Below are 17,758 nucleotides of genomic sequence, written 5' to 3'. Positions count from 1 at the left end.
GGGGCAAAAGACAGATGAAAACACAGCGGACATGGATGAAGTTATCGGTTTTATCATTAATTATGGTGATTTTGCTATCAGCTTGCGGCGGTGGGCAGACAGGAACTGAAAGCAACGATGGTGCTTCCTCCGATAGCTCCGTCAAAATTACCCTGTTGAATTCCAAAGCTGAAATCAACAGCCAATTGGAGCAGGCTGCAAAGGATTTTCATGCAGATCATCCGGAGATTACGTTGGAAATCGTGCCTGTAGGAAACGGCCAATCCCCTTTTGAGAAGGCTTCGGCACTGTATGCTTCAGGCAACCCGACTACGATGATGATGCTGGACACCGGGGATGTCGAGAAATTCAAGGATCGCGTCCTTGACTTAACGAATGAAACGTGGATGAAGGATGCTGTGGAAAATAGCACGGGAACGACGACATTCGATGGCAAAAATTATGCTTTTCCGTTCTCCATCGAAGGATACGGTTTTATTTACAACCAGAACGTGCTTGATCAGGCGGTAGGCGGAACATTCGATCCGCAAACGATCCAGACAACGGCACAGCTTGATGATCTGTTTCAAAAGATCGCGGCTTCCGGGAAATCGCCGCTGATCATTTCGCCAATGGACTGGTCGCTTGGAGCGCATTATCTCGGACTGGCCTACGGAGGCCAATCGCCGGATCAGGCTCAGGTACAGCAGTTCATCGCCAATCTCAAGGCAGGACAGGTCGATCTTGCTTCGAATGCGGTTTTTAACGGACTTATGGATACGTTTGATTTGATGAAAACCTACAATATCGACAAAGCGTCTCCGCTTTCGGGCACATATGAACGCGGACCGGAAGTTTTAGGGAAAGGCGAAGTGGGCCTCTGGTTCCAAGGAAACTGGGCTTGGCCGCAAATCCACAGCTTCGATACCGCGGATGGAAAATACGGTTTCCTCCCTGTTCCTGTAAGCAACAATCCAGGGGATTTCGGCAACACACAAATTTCCGCAGCCGTGTCCAAGCGCATTTTGATTGATAAAGAGAAGAGCACTCCGGCGCAGCAGGACGCCGCCAAGAAGTTCCTTGATTGGATCGTTTATCAGGACAAAGGACAGGATTTTCTGGTCAATCAAGCGAGCGTAATTCCGGCGTTCAAAAATATCACCCTTGAACCCAATGATCCGCTGGGCAAGTCGATTAGCGAATACATCAAAGCAGGCAAGATCGAGGAATCCGTCAGTACGCTGCCGGCAGATCATTGGTCCAAATTAGGGGCATCCATGCAGAAGTATTTGGCGGATGTCATTGATCGGGGCGAACTTGCGAAGGAAATCCAGTCCTATTGGACAAACGTGAAATAACCGTAACAGGGAAGAGTTGTGGTGAGACGAGGCTCTTGAACTGCACTGACTCTGACGCATGCCTAAACATACAGCCGTTAAGCCGGAGTGCCCCAGGCAGAGAATGATGATCCAAACCTGGTTGGCCTCCGGCCGAAAAAACGGCATTCAAAACCGGAAGTGGATGGAGGATGACCATGCTGACCGAAAAAGGAATGTGGGCGCGCTTGCGCACACGACTGGTTTTTACGGGACCCACGCTGCTGGCCTTTGCTACTGTGATGATTGTTCCTTTTTTATACGGTATTTATTTGACGTTTACCAACTGGGACGGCATCGCCGTGGAGCAAAGTTTTGTCGGCTGGGCGAATTACGTTGGCGTATTCAAGGATAAGGTGTTCTGGACTTCGTTTGCCATGACGCTGGAATATGTGTTCATCACCGTATTGCTGACCAACGCCGTCGCGTTTTTGCTGGCCTATGCCGTTACTCGGGGAATGCGGGGACAAGGCTGGTTTCGGGCGGGATTTTTCCTTCCAAATCTGGTCGGCGGCATTGTGTTGGGATTCATATGGCAATTTATCTTCAATCAGGTGCTGGTGTTCGCCGGACAAAAGCTGAACATCGCGCTGTTTGGCGCTTCCTGGCTCGCGGACCCTGACAAAGCCTTTTGGGCACTCGTGATTGTTACGGTGTGGCAGTATGCAGGGTACATGATGGTGATCTATATTGCGGGGCTCATGAATGTGCCCAAGGACGTGATGGAAGCAGCGAGCATTGACGGCGCTGGCAGCCGCAGAATGTTAATGCGCATCGTATTGCCGTTGATGGTTCCCTCTTTTATCGTATGTGTGTTTCTTTCCCTTCAACGAGGTTTTATGGTGTACGACCTTAACGTTTCACTGACGAGCGGAGGCCCCTTCAAAAGCACGGAAATGGTTTCGATGCACGTTTATGAACAGGCTTTTCTGGCGCGTGATTACGGGTTGGGCCAGGCGGAGGCATTTGTACTGTTTATACTTGTTGCCACCGTTACGCTGCTTCAGGTCTACTTTAGCAAAAAACTGGAGGTTGAGGCATAATGGCAGGACAATCACGCATCATCTCCTGGAGCAAATCCTTTTTACTAGTGATCGCCGTTGTTCTGTTTGTGTTTCCTTTTTTGCTGCTGATCATCAATTCGTTCAAGGAAAACCAGGTCATTACGTCCGATCCGCTGGGACTGCCGTCCGCCTTTCGATGGGATAACTATGTAAGTGCGTTCACTAAAATGGGTTATGTATCCGCATTCGGGAACTCGCTGCTGATCACGATAACTGCAGTTGTGCTGATTGCCCTGCTCGCGGCAATGACGGCGCATTTCTTCGTTCGGCATAAAAGCCGGCTTAACCAGTACCTTTTTTTTCTGATGGTTTCTGCGATGATTATCCCTTTCCAGGCGATTATGATCCCCTTGGTGAAAATTTACGGTTCGCTTAACCTGCTGGATAACAAATGGTCCCTCATTTACATGTATATCGGTTTTGGCAGCCCGCTGGCGGTTTTCATCTATCACGGTTTCATCAAAAGCATCCCTCTCGAATTGGAAGAGGCGGCGTTAATGGATGGCTGCGGCAGGATTCAAACGTTTTTCAAAATCGTACTGCCGGTGCTTTTACCAACGAGCGTGACGATTACGGTGCTGAATGTGTTATGGATATGGAATGACTTTTTGCTTCCGTCCCTGGTGCTGACTTCATCCGAGCAGCGGACGCTGCCGTTGTCTACGTTTTACTTCTATGGCACCTACACGGTCGATTACGGGCCACTGATGGCTGGTTTGGTGCTGACGCTGCTGCCCGTGCTGCTCGTGTATATGTTTGCCCAAAAGTATATCATTCAAGGAGTAATGCAAGGCTCCATCAAATAACGATGATCTGTTGATACACATAGAGAGACAGGAGTGGAAGGCTAATGAATCAGGAATCATCTGAAAAGAAAGCGTGGGCTGGCCCATTGCAGGCGAACGAACAACCGAGGTACACGCGGGAGAAAGCCGATGGATATATTGCGGACCAGCACAGCCATATCGACCCAACATACCGGCTCAATTATCATTTGATGCCCGAAGCAGGGTGGATGAACGATCCTAACGGGATGATCTATTACAACGGGTTCTATCATGTTTTCTATCAGCATTACCCATATTCGCCAGTATGGGGGCCGATGCATTGGGGACATGCCGTAAGTAAGGATCTGGTGAAGTGGTCCTATCTGCCGATTGCGCTCGCTCCGGATCAGACATACGACAGCGGAGGGTGCTTCTCTGGAAGCGCCATTGTGAAGGATGGGAATTTGGTGCTCCTGTATACCGGACATGTCATAACTGGACCCGACAAAGAGAACGATTATATCCAAACGCAAAATCTGGCTGTATCGGACAATGGCATTGATTTCGTCAAAAGCCCGCTGAACCCGGTCATCCGTGTGGATCAGATTCCGCAGCATACCAGCTCCAAGGATTTCCGGGACCCGAAGGTGTTTATGCGCGATGCCAGCTATTATTGCGTATTGGGCTCGAATGATGGGGCAGGGCAGGGAGTCATTCTGCTGTACCGTTCTGACGATCTCGAGACATGGAGCTATGTGAACGTTTTGGCGCAAAGTGATGGAACGCTTGGGGACAATTGGGAATGTCCCGACCTGTTTTCCCTTGGTGGCAAGGACGTCCTAATCATGTCACCTCAGCGGATGCCGGCCCAGATGGACAACTATCGGAATTTGCATTCCACAGTATATATGGTTGGTTCCCTCGATGTGGAACGAGGCGTGCTTGACTATGAACAATACCATCCGCTGGATTGCGGGTTTGATTTCTACGCCCCCCAAACGATGGTGGATGAGCAAGGACGCCGGATTATGATGGCTTGGATGGAAACTTGGGAGACGGATATACCCACGCAGCAAGGGCACGGATGGGCTGGAGCAATGACCTTGCCGCGCGAGCTTGTCTTGAAGGGCGATCGATTGCATTTTTTGCCCGTCGCGGAGCTTACGCGTTATCGTGCAGAAGGCATGGAGCAGTACCGTGCCTCGCTGGATGGGACATGTGATCCAGGCATGCATGGGAATTGTTACGAACTGCATGCTGTGTTTGAAGCCGGGCAAGCCGAGCAGTTTGGATTAAAGCTGCGCACAGGCCACGGACAGGAAACGGTTATTTCGTATGATGTGGAACGGCAGAGGCTTTCCCTTAATCGGGATCTAGCTGGAAGCGGCCCAGGTGGAGAACGGGCAACGCAGGTTGAATTGCAGCAGGGGCGATTGGAATTGCGAATTTTTGTGGACGTCTCTTCGGTTGAAGTATTTATTCAGGGGGGAGAGCAGGTGATGACGGCGCGCATCTATCCTGGTCCGGATGCCACAGGCATCTCGGCTTTCTCGGTCGGACCCTGCATGCAAATAGAGCTTTGCAAATGGAATCTGGAGTTCAATATCTAAATAGGTATCGCATGTATTCAAAAAACCACCGCTTTCCATAGTTATGGAGACGGTGGTTTTATCGTTGAACAAACGTTACGCTAAAGCGCAGCGGTTTCGCCATGCTTAGATTTAAATCATGCGAGCTTCCTTAAGGAAGTGATGCAGCATTTCCGACTGATATTGGATACGATCCGAACGTTTCAGACTCCAGCACGTTTCAACGGTCACGGAACGTGCCTGAAGGACCAGGTTTGCTGCGGTACGGGCAGACCCCGGCAATTCGTGCTGCTTTAAGTTGAAATGCAGATCACGTCTGGGAATGGTCCGGTTTATTCGCTGAATCGCCCTTCTGCAGGCAGGAATTGCGCTGCTTCCTGGATTGGTGATGAGTGTCTGTCCAAGCACGTTTCGGCTTAATTGGGATAATCCATTCGCTTCATGCAGGTCAAGCCACCAGTCCGGGTGATGTTTTAAAGCAAGCTTGAATAGCGCTGAAGCGAGTGGATGAGTCGCTTTGCCTGATTTTTTTCGCGGAAAAGTGCGATTCAGGTCCGGTTTGCCGCGGATTTTGCGACTGTATGCCTGTTGGTTCACCCGTGGAACGACAATCAACAACCCGCGCCGAATGTAATCGCTTTCCGTATCGCAATCGTTTACCAGTTTCTGCGCGGCCGTCATGCTCGCCGTTTCATTTCCATGAATGCCTGCAGTAATCATCATGACCGGCCCCGGCCTGGCTGCTCTAACTATATAGTAGGGAGTGGCATAGGGGGTAGATGCCGCAAGTCTATGTTTTGTGACCAACATGACGCTTCACCTCCACTACTACAGTACGTCATGTCCCCCATGTTCGAAACGGCAAATGAACAGGCAGGAGCCTAATTTGACCAGATCGGGCTTCCGCCGAACAACGCTTGCGATATAGCTCAGTACACGCGATGGATTATGTCTTCGAAGTCGGGTTCCTTCATCTCGACATCCTCAATCTCTCCCCATTGCTCCAGCTGTTTCAGAATATCCATCGTGCGCCATTCCTTCCGATTGACTTCCACCGTGACAACCCGTTCCTCCACATTGGCGATGTGAATCGAAGCAGGTAACGTATGCGGCCTGCGGAACCCATTGCGATAGGTGACTTGAATCAGCGTAGGCAGGCCAATCGTGTCACGCAGTGCCGGAATGCTGCCGTCATACGTAAGCTGGCCGTGGTTGATGACCATGACACGGCTGCACAGCTGCTCAATATCATCCATATCGTGGGTGGTGAGCAGTATTGTTTTGCCGAATTCTTCATTCAATGTTTTCAGAAACTGACGGATATTTCGTTTGGCGTTGACGTCGAGCCCAATGGTGGGTTCATCGAGAAACAGCAGCTCCGGATCATGCAGCATGGAGGCGGCCAGATCGGCCCGCATGCGTTGTCCGAGTGATAGCTTGCGGACCGGCGTAGCCCAGAAAGATTCCAGATCCAGCAGATCCGCGAACTGGTCCAGCCGCCGTTTTTTGTCGGAAGCACGAACCCCGTACATTTCAGCCAAAATGTCGTATGAATCCTTCACCGGCAGGTCCCACCAGAGCTGGCTGCGCTGACCGAATACAACGCCGAGGCGACGCACGCTTTTGCGGCGCTCGCGATGAGGGTTCATGCCTGCCAGCAAAACTTCCCCCGATGTGGGGTGAAGAATGCCTGTCAGCATTTTGATTGTGGTGGATTTGCCTGCACCGTTGGGCCCGATATACCCTACAAATTCGCCTTGGGCGATCTCAAAGCTGATATCCCGGACAGCCTCTTTGGTGCGATACTGTCTTGAAAACAGGGTGCGCAAGCCGGAGAAGCGGCCTTCGCTCACGACTGGCGTTCGAAACTCCTTTTGCAACTGGTTTGCCGTAATCATGTTCATGGCAGATGTCCTCCTTTAACTTCCCGTGCTTTGGTATTTGGTCATGCCGAATTTCCAGAAGCGGAGGCTGGCAGCCAGACAGATTGCGGCAACGGCAGCGACAGCGGCCAATACCCACGCTCCTCCTTGTCCCCGCAACAGATAGAGCGAAGGAATGTAATTGACGAAACCGACGGGAATGACCGTCAGCAGGAAGCCTGACATCCATTTGGGATACAACGTCAGCGGGTATTGCGCCGCCGTACGTGCGGCATCCTCGGTAATCGTTTGCAGTTCCTCGATGCGTGTCGTCCAGAATCCAAGGGTGGCGGTCGCCAGACCGATGGAAAACAGGATCACGGCCCCGGTAACGATCATAAGCAAAGATAGCGGGATGGCCGTCCATCCAATCTGTCCGTTTTGCATCATGCCGGCGAGCGACCAGCACAGAATGAAACCGCCCTGCAGCACCTCGCCGGCCATAATGCGAAAGTTTTGCGGAAGCAGCGCCAGGAGAACGGGCATGGGCCGGGTTAACAGCTGGTCTAATTCGCCGCCGACCAGGTATTTTTCCAGGTGATGCACTTCGTTTGCGAAGGAGCGGTAGAGCGTTTTGGACAGCGTCATCATGGCGAACAGATATCCGATTTCATGCAGCGACCAGCCGCGAATGGCACCGAATTTGTGCAGGACAAGGGCGACCATGAGAAATTCGCAGATTTGAATCAGCGCGGCCAGGACAGAAGCGAGGATGAAGTTGAATTTGTACTGCATCCGGCTGCGGATGCTTGCCCGAATGAGCATGGTATATAACGAAAACCAGGATGTCTTTTTCATCCGCCTTGCACCTCCACCTTGCGCCGCAGCAAATGGGTGGCAAGCAGACAGGACCCGGTCATAAGTACGCACCAAAACAAGGTTCCCCAGAGCAGGGAGCCGGTTTCATAGCCCAGATAGATTCGGGTGGGTACATATAACAAATAAGGATAAGGCGACAGCCATGCAACACGTTCCAGCCAGTCCGGCAGCCATTCCAGCGGGATGAAAAATCCGGCCAGCAGATTGATCATGGCATGGTTGCCCCATTGCAGCCACGATGATTCGGTCGTCCACAACGCGGTGGCCCCGATCAGGTAATTCATGCAGATCGACAGGTAGGACGCACCGGCGAGAGCCATTGCTGCAGTAAACAGGGTTTCGGCCTGTGAAGGCCATGACAGGGAAAAAACAATGGTGAAGAGTAAGTAGATGGGGATGCTTTTGTACAAAAACTGGTAGGCGATTTGGCCCCATTCCCGAGCCACCAATTGGGTGAACAGGTGAACCGGTCGCATCAGGTCGAGCGCAATCTGCCCTGTCCTGACCGCAGCCGGTATGCCGAGGCCTTGAGTCATGAAACCCGAAATCCAGAGGGAAGCTTGCGTAAACGCAATGTAACTGACCATCCCCTGTGTCCCGTATTCCCCGAGTGAATGATCGGCCCCGATCCCGATCCAGAGGCAGGCATACATGTACCCAAACATGGCGCTTGCCAGGTTGTGAACCATATGGGCCCCGCGGTATTGCAAATTTCGGGCGTAGGCTTTGGAAGCCAACGTAAGATAAAGCATGTGACACCTCCGATAAGTGTATTGAACGGCGTTTCCGTTCACTTCAGTCAAGGCGAAAAAGAGAGAAGGACAACATCATACCAATTTATTCCTTCACGGGCAAGACATTTTTTTAGAAAAATACGGTATTTATGAAGCGCTTCCGCGATGGCCGGCAAGACAGCGGCAGGTCTGTTCTTATATACTGGAAGGGTATGGTCGTAATCGTTTACACCATGAATGATTAACCCCCAAAAATAACAAGCCGGGCATGTCATTGGAGAAAAAATGCAGGATCACCAATCCGGCAAGAGAGAAGGATGTCATGAAGAAAATTGCATGGGTCACCGACAGCACAAGCACGCTCGAACCCGCTTTCGCACGGCAAAACCACGTGTATATTGTGCCGCTGCGCATCGTATTTGGAGAAGAATGTTTCCGCGAGACGGAGGAACTATCGCCGGAGCAGTTTTACGAGAAGCTCGCCGAAGCTTCCCGGGCTAGCACGTCACAGCCGCCCATAGGCGAATTCGTTGCCTTATATGAATCGCTAAAGGGGGAGTATGACGAAATCATCGCCATACATTGCTCAACCGGCCTTAGCGGAACGCTGAACACATCGATGCAAGCGGCGGAAATTGCGGAAGTGGAGGTGACTGCAATTGACTCCATGGCAGGGGCGTACCCTCTTCGGGAAATGATTTTGGCCGGACTGGAATTGCAGAAAAAAGGCTGCACCGCATCCGAGATCAAATCGCACATCGAAGGCATGATCGAACAAATGTCTTTTTATATCATTCCGGCCAGCCTGCAACAGCTTCATCGAAGCGGAAGGGTATCGGGAACGCAATTGCTCCTCAGCCAGCTGCTCAAGATACATCTGCTGCTGCGCTTTGAGGAAGGCAAAGTGGTGGTCAACGATAAAATCCGTACGTTCAAACGCGCCAAGCAGCGCATTCTGGACGTGCTCAAACTGGATATGGAGAAAATAAAGCATGTTTGCATCATGCATGCCGATAATCACGAGGAAGCACTGTCCATCAAACAGCAGATCGCGTCCCTTCTGCCCAAACTGAAAACCGAGATCATGCCGTTCATCTCCGTTGTAGGCATCCATGCAGGTGCGGGAACCATCGGCATGTGCTGGATTCGCAGCGAAAAGGCATAGTGCATAAAGATTAACGATATGAAGTATCCGATTTAAACCCGGTGAATCGCTTCCCGACAAGCGTGCCCCGGGTTTTTGCGTCTTTATTCTGGAGAGCAGAATCGATATGCTGATGTTGTGATGCAGCCGTTCATTGCCAATTTTCGCAAACTGTGCGGTAATTAGAGAAAACGTTTGTTGGGGGGATTTTGTGCCGGCTTATCGATTGCTGCTAGTAGAGGATGATCGCTCGATTAGCGAGATGGTGGGACCTTATTTGGAAAATGAGGGCTATGAGGTGCACTATGCATATGACGGACTGGAGGCGGAGAAGTTGTTTATGGATCGGCAGAAGGATTTCGATCTGGTCATTCTTGACCTCATGCTGCCGCATCAAAACGGGATGGATGTTCTTCAGGCCATCCGCGCCGTTAGTTTGGTACCCGTGTTGATTTTATCTGCCAAGGATGGAGACGTGGACAAGGCGCTTGGTTTGGGATTCGGCGCTGACGATTATGTGGCGAAGCCGTTTTCGCTTATCGAATTGACTGCCCGGATCAAAGCGGCGATTCGCCGGGCCAACTATGCCGGAGCGCAGGCGCCGGCCGCAACCGAAAAATCAAAATCGGAACGCATTTCCATCGGCGGGCTTGTCATTGATCTGGAGACGTATGAAGTAGAACGCGACGGCATACCTGTAAAGCTGACATCCAAGGAATTCGGCATTTTGAAACTGCTCGCTGCCCATCCGGGCAAAGTGTATACAAAGGCGCAAATCTACGCTTCGGTGTGGGAGGACATGTACTATGGCGATGAAAATATCATCAATGTGCACATGCGCCGTTTGCGGGAGAAGGTAGAGGCCGACCCGTCTGAGCCCCAATATATTAAAACGCTGTGGGGCATCGGATACAAACTGGAGGTGGGGCAGGGGTGATCTGGGTGGTATGCGGCTTCAGCGCCGTTCTGGTTCTGGTCGTTGCGATCTTGGCAACCAAACTTCATCAACGATCTCGGCAGTTAACCTACATCCACGACAAAGTGGCATCCATTCTTAACGAAGGCAGTTACGAGAGGGTGCTGCTGTTCAGCAGCGACCCTCAGATCAGGCAAATTCTGACCGACGTCAACTTGCTGCTGGACCACGCACACCGGACAGGCGCGCGTTATGCCAATCAGGAAAAGGAAATACGCCATATGCTCTCCAACATTTCGCATGATTTGAAAACACCTCTTACCGTTGTGCTCGGTTACAGCGAAACGCTGCTTCACCGTACAGAGCTTACCGAAGCCGAACGAGCGGCGATGACCGCCAAGCTGCATGACAAAACGCAAGAGGTGCTGCGCCTGATTCTTTCCTTTTTTAACCTGGCCAAGCTGGAGTCGGGGGATGTGGAGTTAACTATGGACCGGGTCAATGCCAGCGAGCTGTGCCGATTGAAGGTGCTTTCGTTTTACGAGTTGTTGACAAACTTGGAAATGCAGGTCGAGCTGTCCATTCCCGATGAGGACGTGTTCGTCAGAGCCAACGAAGAGGCCCTTGAACGTGTGCTCGATAATCTCGTGACCAATGCCATGAAATACGGGGCAGACGGCAAAGTGCTCGGTCTGTCGGTCGATAAGCAGGAAAACGGAACGGTCGTTATCAGCGTCCGCGATCAGGGAAGGGGTATTCCCGAACGGGAGCACGATCACGTATTTGAGCGAATGTACACGCTGGAAGATTCCCGAAACCGGCTCTATCAGGGAAGCGGCCTCGGCTTGACCATCACCAAACGGCTTGTGGAGCGCATGGGCGGAAGCATCGGTTTGCACAGCGTTCCGTATGAGGAAACCGTATTTTCCGTTTGCTTGCAGGGCGGTTAGATGCCCCGCGGGGTTTTTGTTAGGGAGATATGATGCCGAGCTTAAGATTTTTGTAAGTTTCGAGTAATAGAAATGACGGTTTCTCTCTTTATAATATAGATATAACGACCCGCCGGGGACTGTACCAAAGGAGAATGCGAGAACGATGACATATATTGCGCGCACGATTAGCGTGACCAAAGCTTATGAAGGATCAGAGGCCGTATCCAATGTCAGCCTGAATATCAAACAGGGCGAAATTTACGGGCTGCTGGGTCCGAACGGGGCAGGCAAAACAACACTGATGAAAATGTTGACCAATCTCGTGAAACCGACGGGCGGCGAAATCGAACTGTTCGGGGAAAAGTTGACCCCATCTTCCTATGAAGTTCTCAAACGTATGGGCAGCATCATCGAATATCCTGTTTTCTACGACAAGCTTTCCGCAAGGGAAAACCTGGAGCTGCATTGCGAATACATGGGATTTCACAACAAACAGGTTATTGGCAGCATGATGGAGACGGTGGGCCTGAAAGATACGGGTAATAAGCCGGTCCGGGATTTCTCGCTGGGCATGAAACAACGGCTAGGCATAGCGAGAGCGCTGATCACCACACCTGAACTCCTTATTCTGGACGAACCGATCAACGGTCTTGATCCGATCGGCATCAAGGAACTGCGCGAGTTGTTCAAGATGCTTCGTTCGGAATACCGGATTACGCTGATCATCTCCAGCCACATCCTCGGCGAGATCGAACAGATGGCAGACACGGTCGGCGTCATTCGACGCGGGCGGCTGATCGAGGAAGTGTCGATGGAGGAAATTCGCACCACGCATGGGGAGTACATTGAATTGCAGGTCGTCGATGCCAGCAGGGCGGCTTACGTGATGGAACACGAGTTGAAGCTGAACAATTACAAGCTGTTGAATGAGCGCACTTTGCGCGTGTACGATCCGGGCCTGTCCCCGGCAGACCTGACAACCGGGTTAGTCCGGCATGACGTGGCGATTGAATCGGTCTTCAAACGGGCACACTCTTTGGAGGAGCACTTCATCAACTTGGTAAAGGGGGATGATGACGTTGCTTAAATTGATTTCACTGGAATGGCGCAAACATCGGTTCTCCCGGAACTTTATGTACGCAGCCATTGCGAATTCGATCATTCTCGCTTTTTTAATCATGATTGGAATTGTGGATTGGGGAGCAGAAGACTACGCGTTTTCAACGCATGCTGTTTCCTTCATCCTAATTGATACGTTTTCGAGGGCAGTGTATATCGTATTTGCGGGGGCTTTGCTGTCCAGGATGATCATCAGTGAATACAAAAATAAAACGATGAGCGTGATGTTTACTTATCCGATTAAACGCCATAAGCTGATTGCCGCCAAATTGATCATCGTTTTTGCCTTCACGTTTGCCATGATCCTGTTTACCGACCTGCTGATGGGGGCTGCCTTGATGACGGTCAATCATTATTATCCATTTATCGGCGACTCGGTAACTATGGAAGAGATCGGTCTGCTGTTGGTAAAATACACAATCAGTTCGCTTTCGGCCGCGGCAATGGCCCTCATTCCTTTATTTTTCGGCATGCGCAAACATTCGGCGACATCGACGATCGTTGCTTCCGTCCTGCTTGTTTTCGTCGTGTGCTCGGGCGTTAACGGTCCTTCCGTATCCATCAATACGATCATCGTGATTCCTGTTGCGCTTGGCCTCGTTGGGCTGTGGATTGCTTCGATGTCCATGCATCGCCTGGAGATGAAGGACGTGCATTGAAATCCGGGGAAACCCCTTCTCCAGCGGGCTTCTGAGGCCATTGACATCCGCTCTTACAAGGGATAGGATAAGGTCAACTGAACCACGAAGGAGAATGCGACTATCATGACAATTCCAAAAACATTGACTATTGCCGGCTCGGATACGAGCGGCGGTGCAGGAATACAAGCTGATTTAAAAACATTCCAGGAGCTTGGCGTTTACGGCATGACCGTGCTGACGACGGTTGTAGCTATGGAACCCGAGACATGGGATCACCAGGTTTTCCCGGTGGAGCTGAATGTGGTGGAAGCGCAGCTTCGCACGGTCCTGGACGGCATCGGCTTTGATGCCATGAAAACGGGCATGCTCGGTTCCGTCGATATTATCGAGCTCGTGGCCAAACACGTTCGCCGCAGCGGTTTGCCGCAGATCGTCATTGATCCTGTTATGGTGTGTAAAGGCACGGATGAAGTGCTGCAACCCGAAAATACGGAAGCCATGATCGAATTTTTGCTGCCTGGCGCCGATCTGGTGACGCCGAACCTGTTCGAAGCTTCGCAATTGGCCAAGAGTGGTCCGATCCGTTCCAAAGAGAAAATGGAGGAGGCTGCCGCCGCCATTCACGATCACGGAGCAAAGCACGTCCTGATTAAGGACAGAGGCGTGATCAATCCGGGAAAAGCGATGGACCTTCTTTATGACGGTAAAAACTACGAATGGTTTGAAGCCGATGTCGTGGGCTCCGGTTATACGCATGGCGCGGGCTGCACCACTTCTGCGGCAATAACCGCAGGCCTGGCACGCGGATTGTCCGTGAAGGACGCCGTTCGCGAAGGAAAAGCCTTCGTAACCAAAGCGATTGCCGGAGGATTCCCGCTGAATCGTTTTGTCGGCCCGACGTTGCATATGGCGCACCGTTTGGATAAACAGAACGGATAGACGCCGTAATTAGAAGCAAACCTGAGAAAAAGGGATCGAATGTGGTGGTTGTCAATGGGCAGGCAGGCTCGTTGACAACCTTTTTTTGTGCGGAGCCTTGGTTAAATTAGTAACTTCTTACATGTATTATTCGTATACATCATTATACCTTCCTTCATTGGAGAGGACACATGAACGACACATGGACTCGTTATGTTAATGAAAGAAAGATAAAAGGAGAGTCGGTCATGGTCAGAACAGTGCTTCTGGTGGAAGACGAGAGCCGCATTCGCGAGATTGTGGCCGATTATTTCATAAAAGAACAATGGAACGTGATCGAAGCGGAGAACGGCGTTGAAGCTTCGGAATTGTTTGAACTTCACCAGGTGGACCTTGTCATTCTCGACGTACTGATGCCGGAAATGGACGGTTGGACGTTATGCGGGCATATTCGTTCCAAATCGACCGTACCTATTATCATGCTGACGGCAAAGTCAGAGGATGATGACAAAATTCATGGCTTCCATCTTGGCGTGGACGATTATGTGACTAAACCTTTTAGCCCACGCGTGCTGGTCGCACGGGCAGAGACGCTAATGAAACGGGTGGAAGGCGCGCTCAGCAGGGAGCAGGGCGTCATTCGTTTCGGCGAAGCCGTGTTGGACCCATGGGCAAGAAGGCTGGAGAAGAACGGGGCGGAGATCGAGCTTGCGCCCAAAGAATATGAATTGCTGCTCTACATGGCACGCAATCAAGGCATCGTGTTATCCCGTGACGCTATATTAAATCGGGTATGGGGATTCGATTTCGACGGCGATTCCCGGGTGGTGGATACCCATATCAAGAAGCTGCGCAGCAAGCTTGGGGACGAAGCGAGATGCATCCGGACCGTCATCGGCACCGGATACCGGTTCGAGGCGGAGGTATGAGACGCAACGGCATTACGATCAAGCTGTTTCTGATCATGGCGGGCTTTCTTATTCTTTTATACGGAACGACGATGGTTGCCCAACTGGCCTGGTTTCCCGATTTTTATCAGCATCAGAAGATCAGCAGCGTCAAGAAAAAACTCGCCAACTTCGAACGCCAATATGCAGCGGGCGGATGGAGCGACATGCAGCTGGCAAAGGAAACGGGGAGATTCATGCGACAAAGCCAGTCGCATCTCGTCATCCTGACGAAGACCGGCAAACTGGTAAACGATCCTTTTCACGTTACCCTGCAACTGGAAGACGGGAGCAAGATCAAAGTATCTTTGTCGTTGTTCATCAACAGCGAAAATGCCGGATGGATTGCCACGCACCTGAGATTCGGGAAGCCGTTGAACGTGACGGGTCCGGCGAGTGCCGCCCAGGACGATACGATGGTCTATCCTTTCAAGATCAGGGATGACAGTTCCACCGTGTGGGGGATTGAGGATTTTCAGGAATTGGGGGAGCCCGTTCAAGATTGGAAAGGCGTCATTACGGAAGTGGTTCTTCCGAATCTGTCCACCTGGAGCCAGCGGCAGGGTTTGCTGGTGCAGGCACTGGACAGTCGCTTTCCCTTGTCGACGGAAGATCAGCTCAGCCTGGCAGATGGGAAAATGATCAGTGAGGAATGGACCGACAGCTGGAGCGGCGTGCGCAATGTTATCACCATCGCTGCCGTGCACAGCAGCAACGGTTCCCCAAACCAATTGTTGTTTTCGTTGACCTCTTTGCAGGAAATGAGAGAGGCCGGCGAAGCAACGCAGTTGTTCTATGCCTATTTCGGAATTGCAGCCGTCGTGTTGATTGTGTTCCTGTCCCTGTTATTATCCCGGATTGTTACGAAACCGCTGCTTTCGCTGAACCATGTGGCCAAAAAAATGTCCACGCTGGATTTCACTGTACGGTCGCCCATCCGGCGCAACGATGAAATCGGCAGCCTGTCCGATAGTCTGAACGCGTTGTCGACAACGCTGGACCAGACGCTTAAGGAACTGCGGCAGGCCAACAGCCAAATGCGATCAGACATGGAAATGAAGCAGCGTATCGAAAAGCGGCAGCGGGAATTTTTCGCCGATGCGTCCCATGAGCTCAAAACGCCGCTTAGCATCATCAAAGGGTATTCTGAAGGCCTTAAGGATGGTGTGAGCGAAAGCAAAAAAGAACGCTACATCGAAATCATCGCCGATGAGGCCGCCAAGATGGAGACGATGGTGGAAGAGATGCTTGATCTCGTTCGGCTGGAATCGCAAGCGATCAAGTTAACGATGGGAGCGGTCGACCTTGTGGACATGGTTGAAGATATTGCCGGGCGGCTTGGCCCGCAGCTGAAAGAAAAACATTTGGACGTGGTGCTGGCTGCCACAACGGAACAGACGGTGGAAGGGGATCGCGGCAAACTGGAGCAAGTCATATATAACATGTTAATGAACGCGATCCGCCATGCCGTGCCGAAAACCGATATTATGATTGAAATCAACAGGCTTGAAGGCCGGGTGCGCATTTCCATCGAGAACAAAGGAGAAAGCATTTCGGAAGCCGATCGCCAATATATTTGGGAGAGGTTCTACCGCGTGGAGCGCTCCCGCAATCGCAAAATGGGCGGGACCGGTCTGGGTCTGGCCATTGCGAAGCAAATTCTTGACCTGCACGGATGCAGCTACGGCGTGGAAAACACGCCTGATGGAGTTCGTTTTTATATTATTTTTCCTAATGATTAGTACGAAAGGGAGTTAGTCTATGAAAGCTTTACCGTCCATTTTAACGCTGGGCAATCTGGCTTCGGGCATGCTGGCGATCATCATGGCCATTCATGGCGAATTCGCGCTGGCGGTTACGATGATTTGGGTTGCGATGTTTTTTGACCTGTTTGACGGTTTTGCCGCACGTAAACTGCATTGTGAGGGCGACTTCGGCAAAGCGCTGGATTCTCTGGCGGATGTCGTATCCTTCGGGACAGCCCCGGTGCTGATTTTATATTTGAATTCCATGGGCAGCGTGGGTGTGCTGGGCATGGCACTGACGGCATTGTTCCCGGTATGCGGTGCGCTTCGTTTGGCGCGTTACAATTGCCAGAAGACGGCGACGAACGGTTTTGTCGGCATGCCGATTACGTTTGCGGGCGGGTTGATGTCCTTTTTCGCCCTCTGGAGTCCGTATTTTACGCATGGTGTCGCTTACCTGGTTATTGTCGTTTTATCCGCACTAATGGTTAGCCAAATTCGTTTTCCATCATTGAAACAGGTGTTAGCCCCGCAAGAGAGAAGGATCTCGTGGAATCGAAGCAAGAGGTAAGGAGCGACACAGTATGGAGTTAGCAAAAGAGTTTATCGGCCAGTACGGCTACTTTGCCATTTACGGACTGCTGGCCCTTGGCGTCATCGGCATGCCAATCCCGGATGAGGTGATGATGACCTTTGTCGGTTATCTCGCCTCGATCTCGGTCTTGAATTATTCCGCATCCATCGTTGTCAGCTTTGGAGGGGCCTTTACCGGCGGGCTGCTCAGCTACACCATCGGCAAAAAAGCAGGCAGGCCCTTGGTGGAAAAGTACGGCAAATGGATCGGCGTTAACCCCAAACGTTTGATCAGGGTAGAGACCTGGTTTCAGAAATATGGATACTGGTCGATCATTCTTGGATACTTCATTCCCGGCATTCGCCATTTGATGTGCTGCTTCTCGGGAATAAGCCGTATGGCCTTTGGAAGATATGTTGTCGTATCCGGCATTGGTGCGTTCATATGGTGCGTGGTGTTTATTTCGATCGGATTTTACGTAGGCGTCATTACTTGATATGGACAAGCTGATGTATACGGCAAGGACAAAGACCTCTTTTTATACGGAGTGGTCTTTTTTGTTTTCGGTTTAT

The 17,758-nt window shown here is 51.3% G+C and carries 18 protein-coding genes; 14 read left to right on the top strand and 4 right to left on the bottom strand.

What is annotated here, in order from left to right:
- The first annotated feature begins 62 nt into the window (after window positions 1-62).
- From SNR34_RS27210 to SNR34_RS27195, 4 genes are all read left to right on the top strand, one after another.
- Entirely contained in the window at window positions 63-1,337 is a 1,275-nt protein-coding gene (locus SNR34_RS27210) for an ABC transporter substrate-binding protein (protein ID WP_486180602.1), read from the top strand.
- Window positions 1,338-1,513: 176 nt separating this feature from the next.
- On the top strand, window positions 1,514-2,398 hold the full coding sequence (locus SNR34_RS27205) for a carbohydrate ABC transporter permease (RefSeq protein WP_339274722.1): 885 nt from the start codon (window positions 1,514-1,516) through the stop codon (window positions 2,396-2,398).
- The gene (locus SNR34_RS27200; protein WP_486180601.1) at window positions 2,398-3,225 is read left to right on the top strand and encodes a carbohydrate ABC transporter permease; all 828 of its coding nucleotides are present in this window, start codon (window positions 2,398-2,400) and stop codon (window positions 3,223-3,225) included. Before SNR34_RS27205 ends, SNR34_RS27200 begins: the two co-directional genes overlap by 1 nt.
- A gap of 44 nt (window positions 3,226-3,269) precedes the next feature.
- On the top strand, window positions 3,270-4,796 hold the full coding sequence (locus tag SNR34_RS27195; RefSeq protein ID WP_486180600.1) for a glycoside hydrolase family 32 protein: 1,527 nt from the start codon (window positions 3,270-3,272) through the stop codon (window positions 4,794-4,796).
- A 111-nt stretch (window positions 4,797-4,907) separates the two neighbouring features.
- Here SNR34_RS27195 and SNR34_RS27190 read toward each other — a convergent pair whose 3' ends face one another.
- The 4 genes from SNR34_RS27190 to SNR34_RS27175 all read right to left on the bottom strand — a co-directional run bounded on the left by SNR34_RS27190 (window position 4,908) and on the right by SNR34_RS27175 (window position 8,268).
- A complete protein-coding gene (locus tag SNR34_RS27190) occupies window positions 4,908-5,585 on the bottom strand; it encodes a succinylglutamate desuccinylase/aspartoacylase family protein (protein ID WP_486180599.1) in 678 nt (225 codons plus the stop codon).
- Window positions 5,586-5,704: 119 nt separating this feature from the next.
- Entirely contained in the window at window positions 5,705-6,673 is a 969-nt protein-coding gene (locus tag SNR34_RS27185; protein WP_236420583.1) for an ABC transporter ATP-binding protein, read from the bottom strand.
- 21 nt (window positions 6,674-6,694) lie between these two features.
- A complete protein-coding gene (locus tag SNR34_RS27180; protein WP_236420478.1) occupies window positions 6,695-7,495 on the bottom strand; it encodes an ABC transporter permease in 801 nt (266 codons plus the stop codon).
- The gene (locus SNR34_RS27175; RefSeq protein ID WP_339274715.1) at window positions 7,492-8,268 is read right to left on the bottom strand and encodes an ABC transporter permease; all 777 of its coding nucleotides are present in this window, start codon (window positions 8,266-8,268) and stop codon (window positions 7,492-7,494) included. The genes SNR34_RS27180 and SNR34_RS27175 overlap by 4 nt, the downstream gene beginning before the upstream one ends.
- A 304-nt stretch (window positions 8,269-8,572) precedes the next feature.
- On the opposite strand from SNR34_RS27175, the gene SNR34_RS27170 reads away from it, so the two are divergent.
- From SNR34_RS27170 to SNR34_RS27125, 10 genes are all read left to right on the top strand, one after another.
- A complete protein-coding gene (locus tag SNR34_RS27170) occupies window positions 8,573-9,415 on the top strand; it encodes a DegV family protein (RefSeq protein WP_486180598.1) in 843 nt (280 codons plus the stop codon).
- Window positions 9,416-9,656: 241 nt separating this feature from the next.
- Entirely contained in the window at window positions 9,657-10,331 is a 675-nt protein-coding gene (locus SNR34_RS27165) for a winged helix-turn-helix domain-containing protein (RefSeq protein WP_438286884.1), read from the top strand.
- Complete coding sequence (locus SNR34_RS27160) at window positions 10,328-11,260, top strand: sensor histidine kinase (protein WP_486180597.1); 933 nt, start codon at window positions 10,328-10,330, stop codon at window positions 11,258-11,260. The genes SNR34_RS27165 and SNR34_RS27160 overlap by 4 nt, the downstream gene beginning before the upstream one ends.
- Window positions 11,261-11,405: 145 nt before the next feature.
- The gene (locus SNR34_RS27155; RefSeq protein WP_343262014.1) at window positions 11,406-12,329 is read left to right on the top strand and encodes an ABC transporter ATP-binding protein; all 924 of its coding nucleotides are present in this window, start codon (window positions 11,406-11,408) and stop codon (window positions 12,327-12,329) included.
- Window positions 12,322-13,020 (top strand): ABC transporter permease, encoded by a 699-nt coding sequence (locus tag SNR34_RS27150; RefSeq protein WP_236420483.1) that lies wholly within the window; start codon window positions 12,322-12,324, stop codon window positions 13,018-13,020. Before SNR34_RS27155 ends, SNR34_RS27150 begins: the two co-directional genes overlap by 8 nt.
- 105 nt (window positions 13,021-13,125) lie before the next feature.
- On the top strand, window positions 13,126-13,941 hold the full coding sequence (gene thiD / locus SNR34_RS27145; protein WP_236420484.1) for a bifunctional hydroxymethylpyrimidine kinase/phosphomethylpyrimidine kinase: 816 nt from the start codon (window positions 13,126-13,128) through the stop codon (window positions 13,939-13,941).
- Between the two features lie 227 nt (window positions 13,942-14,168).
- Window positions 14,169-14,849, top strand: coding sequence for a response regulator transcription factor (locus tag SNR34_RS27140; RefSeq protein WP_236420485.1), 681 nt, complete (start codon window positions 14,169-14,171; stop codon window positions 14,847-14,849).
- Window positions 14,846-16,609, top strand: coding sequence for a sensor histidine kinase (locus tag SNR34_RS27135; RefSeq protein WP_486180596.1), 1,764 nt, complete (start codon window positions 14,846-14,848; stop codon window positions 16,607-16,609). Before SNR34_RS27140 ends, SNR34_RS27135 begins: the two co-directional genes overlap by 4 nt.
- 19 nt (window positions 16,610-16,628) lie before the next feature.
- Entirely contained in the window at window positions 16,629-17,183 is a 555-nt protein-coding gene (gene pssA / locus SNR34_RS27130) for a CDP-diacylglycerol--serine O-phosphatidyltransferase (protein ID WP_236420487.1), read from the top strand.
- A 13-nt stretch (window positions 17,184-17,196) separates the two neighbouring features.
- Window positions 17,197-17,682: a DedA family protein gene (locus SNR34_RS27125; protein WP_339274710.1), complete on the top strand. Its 486-nt coding sequence runs from the start codon at window positions 17,197-17,199 to the stop codon at window positions 17,680-17,682.
- Window positions 17,683-17,758: the final 76 nt, after the last annotated feature.

The sequence above is a fragment of the Paenibacillus sp. XP01 genome (assembly GCF_057364885.1).
This window is presented reverse-complemented; position numbering and strand designations above follow the sequence as displayed.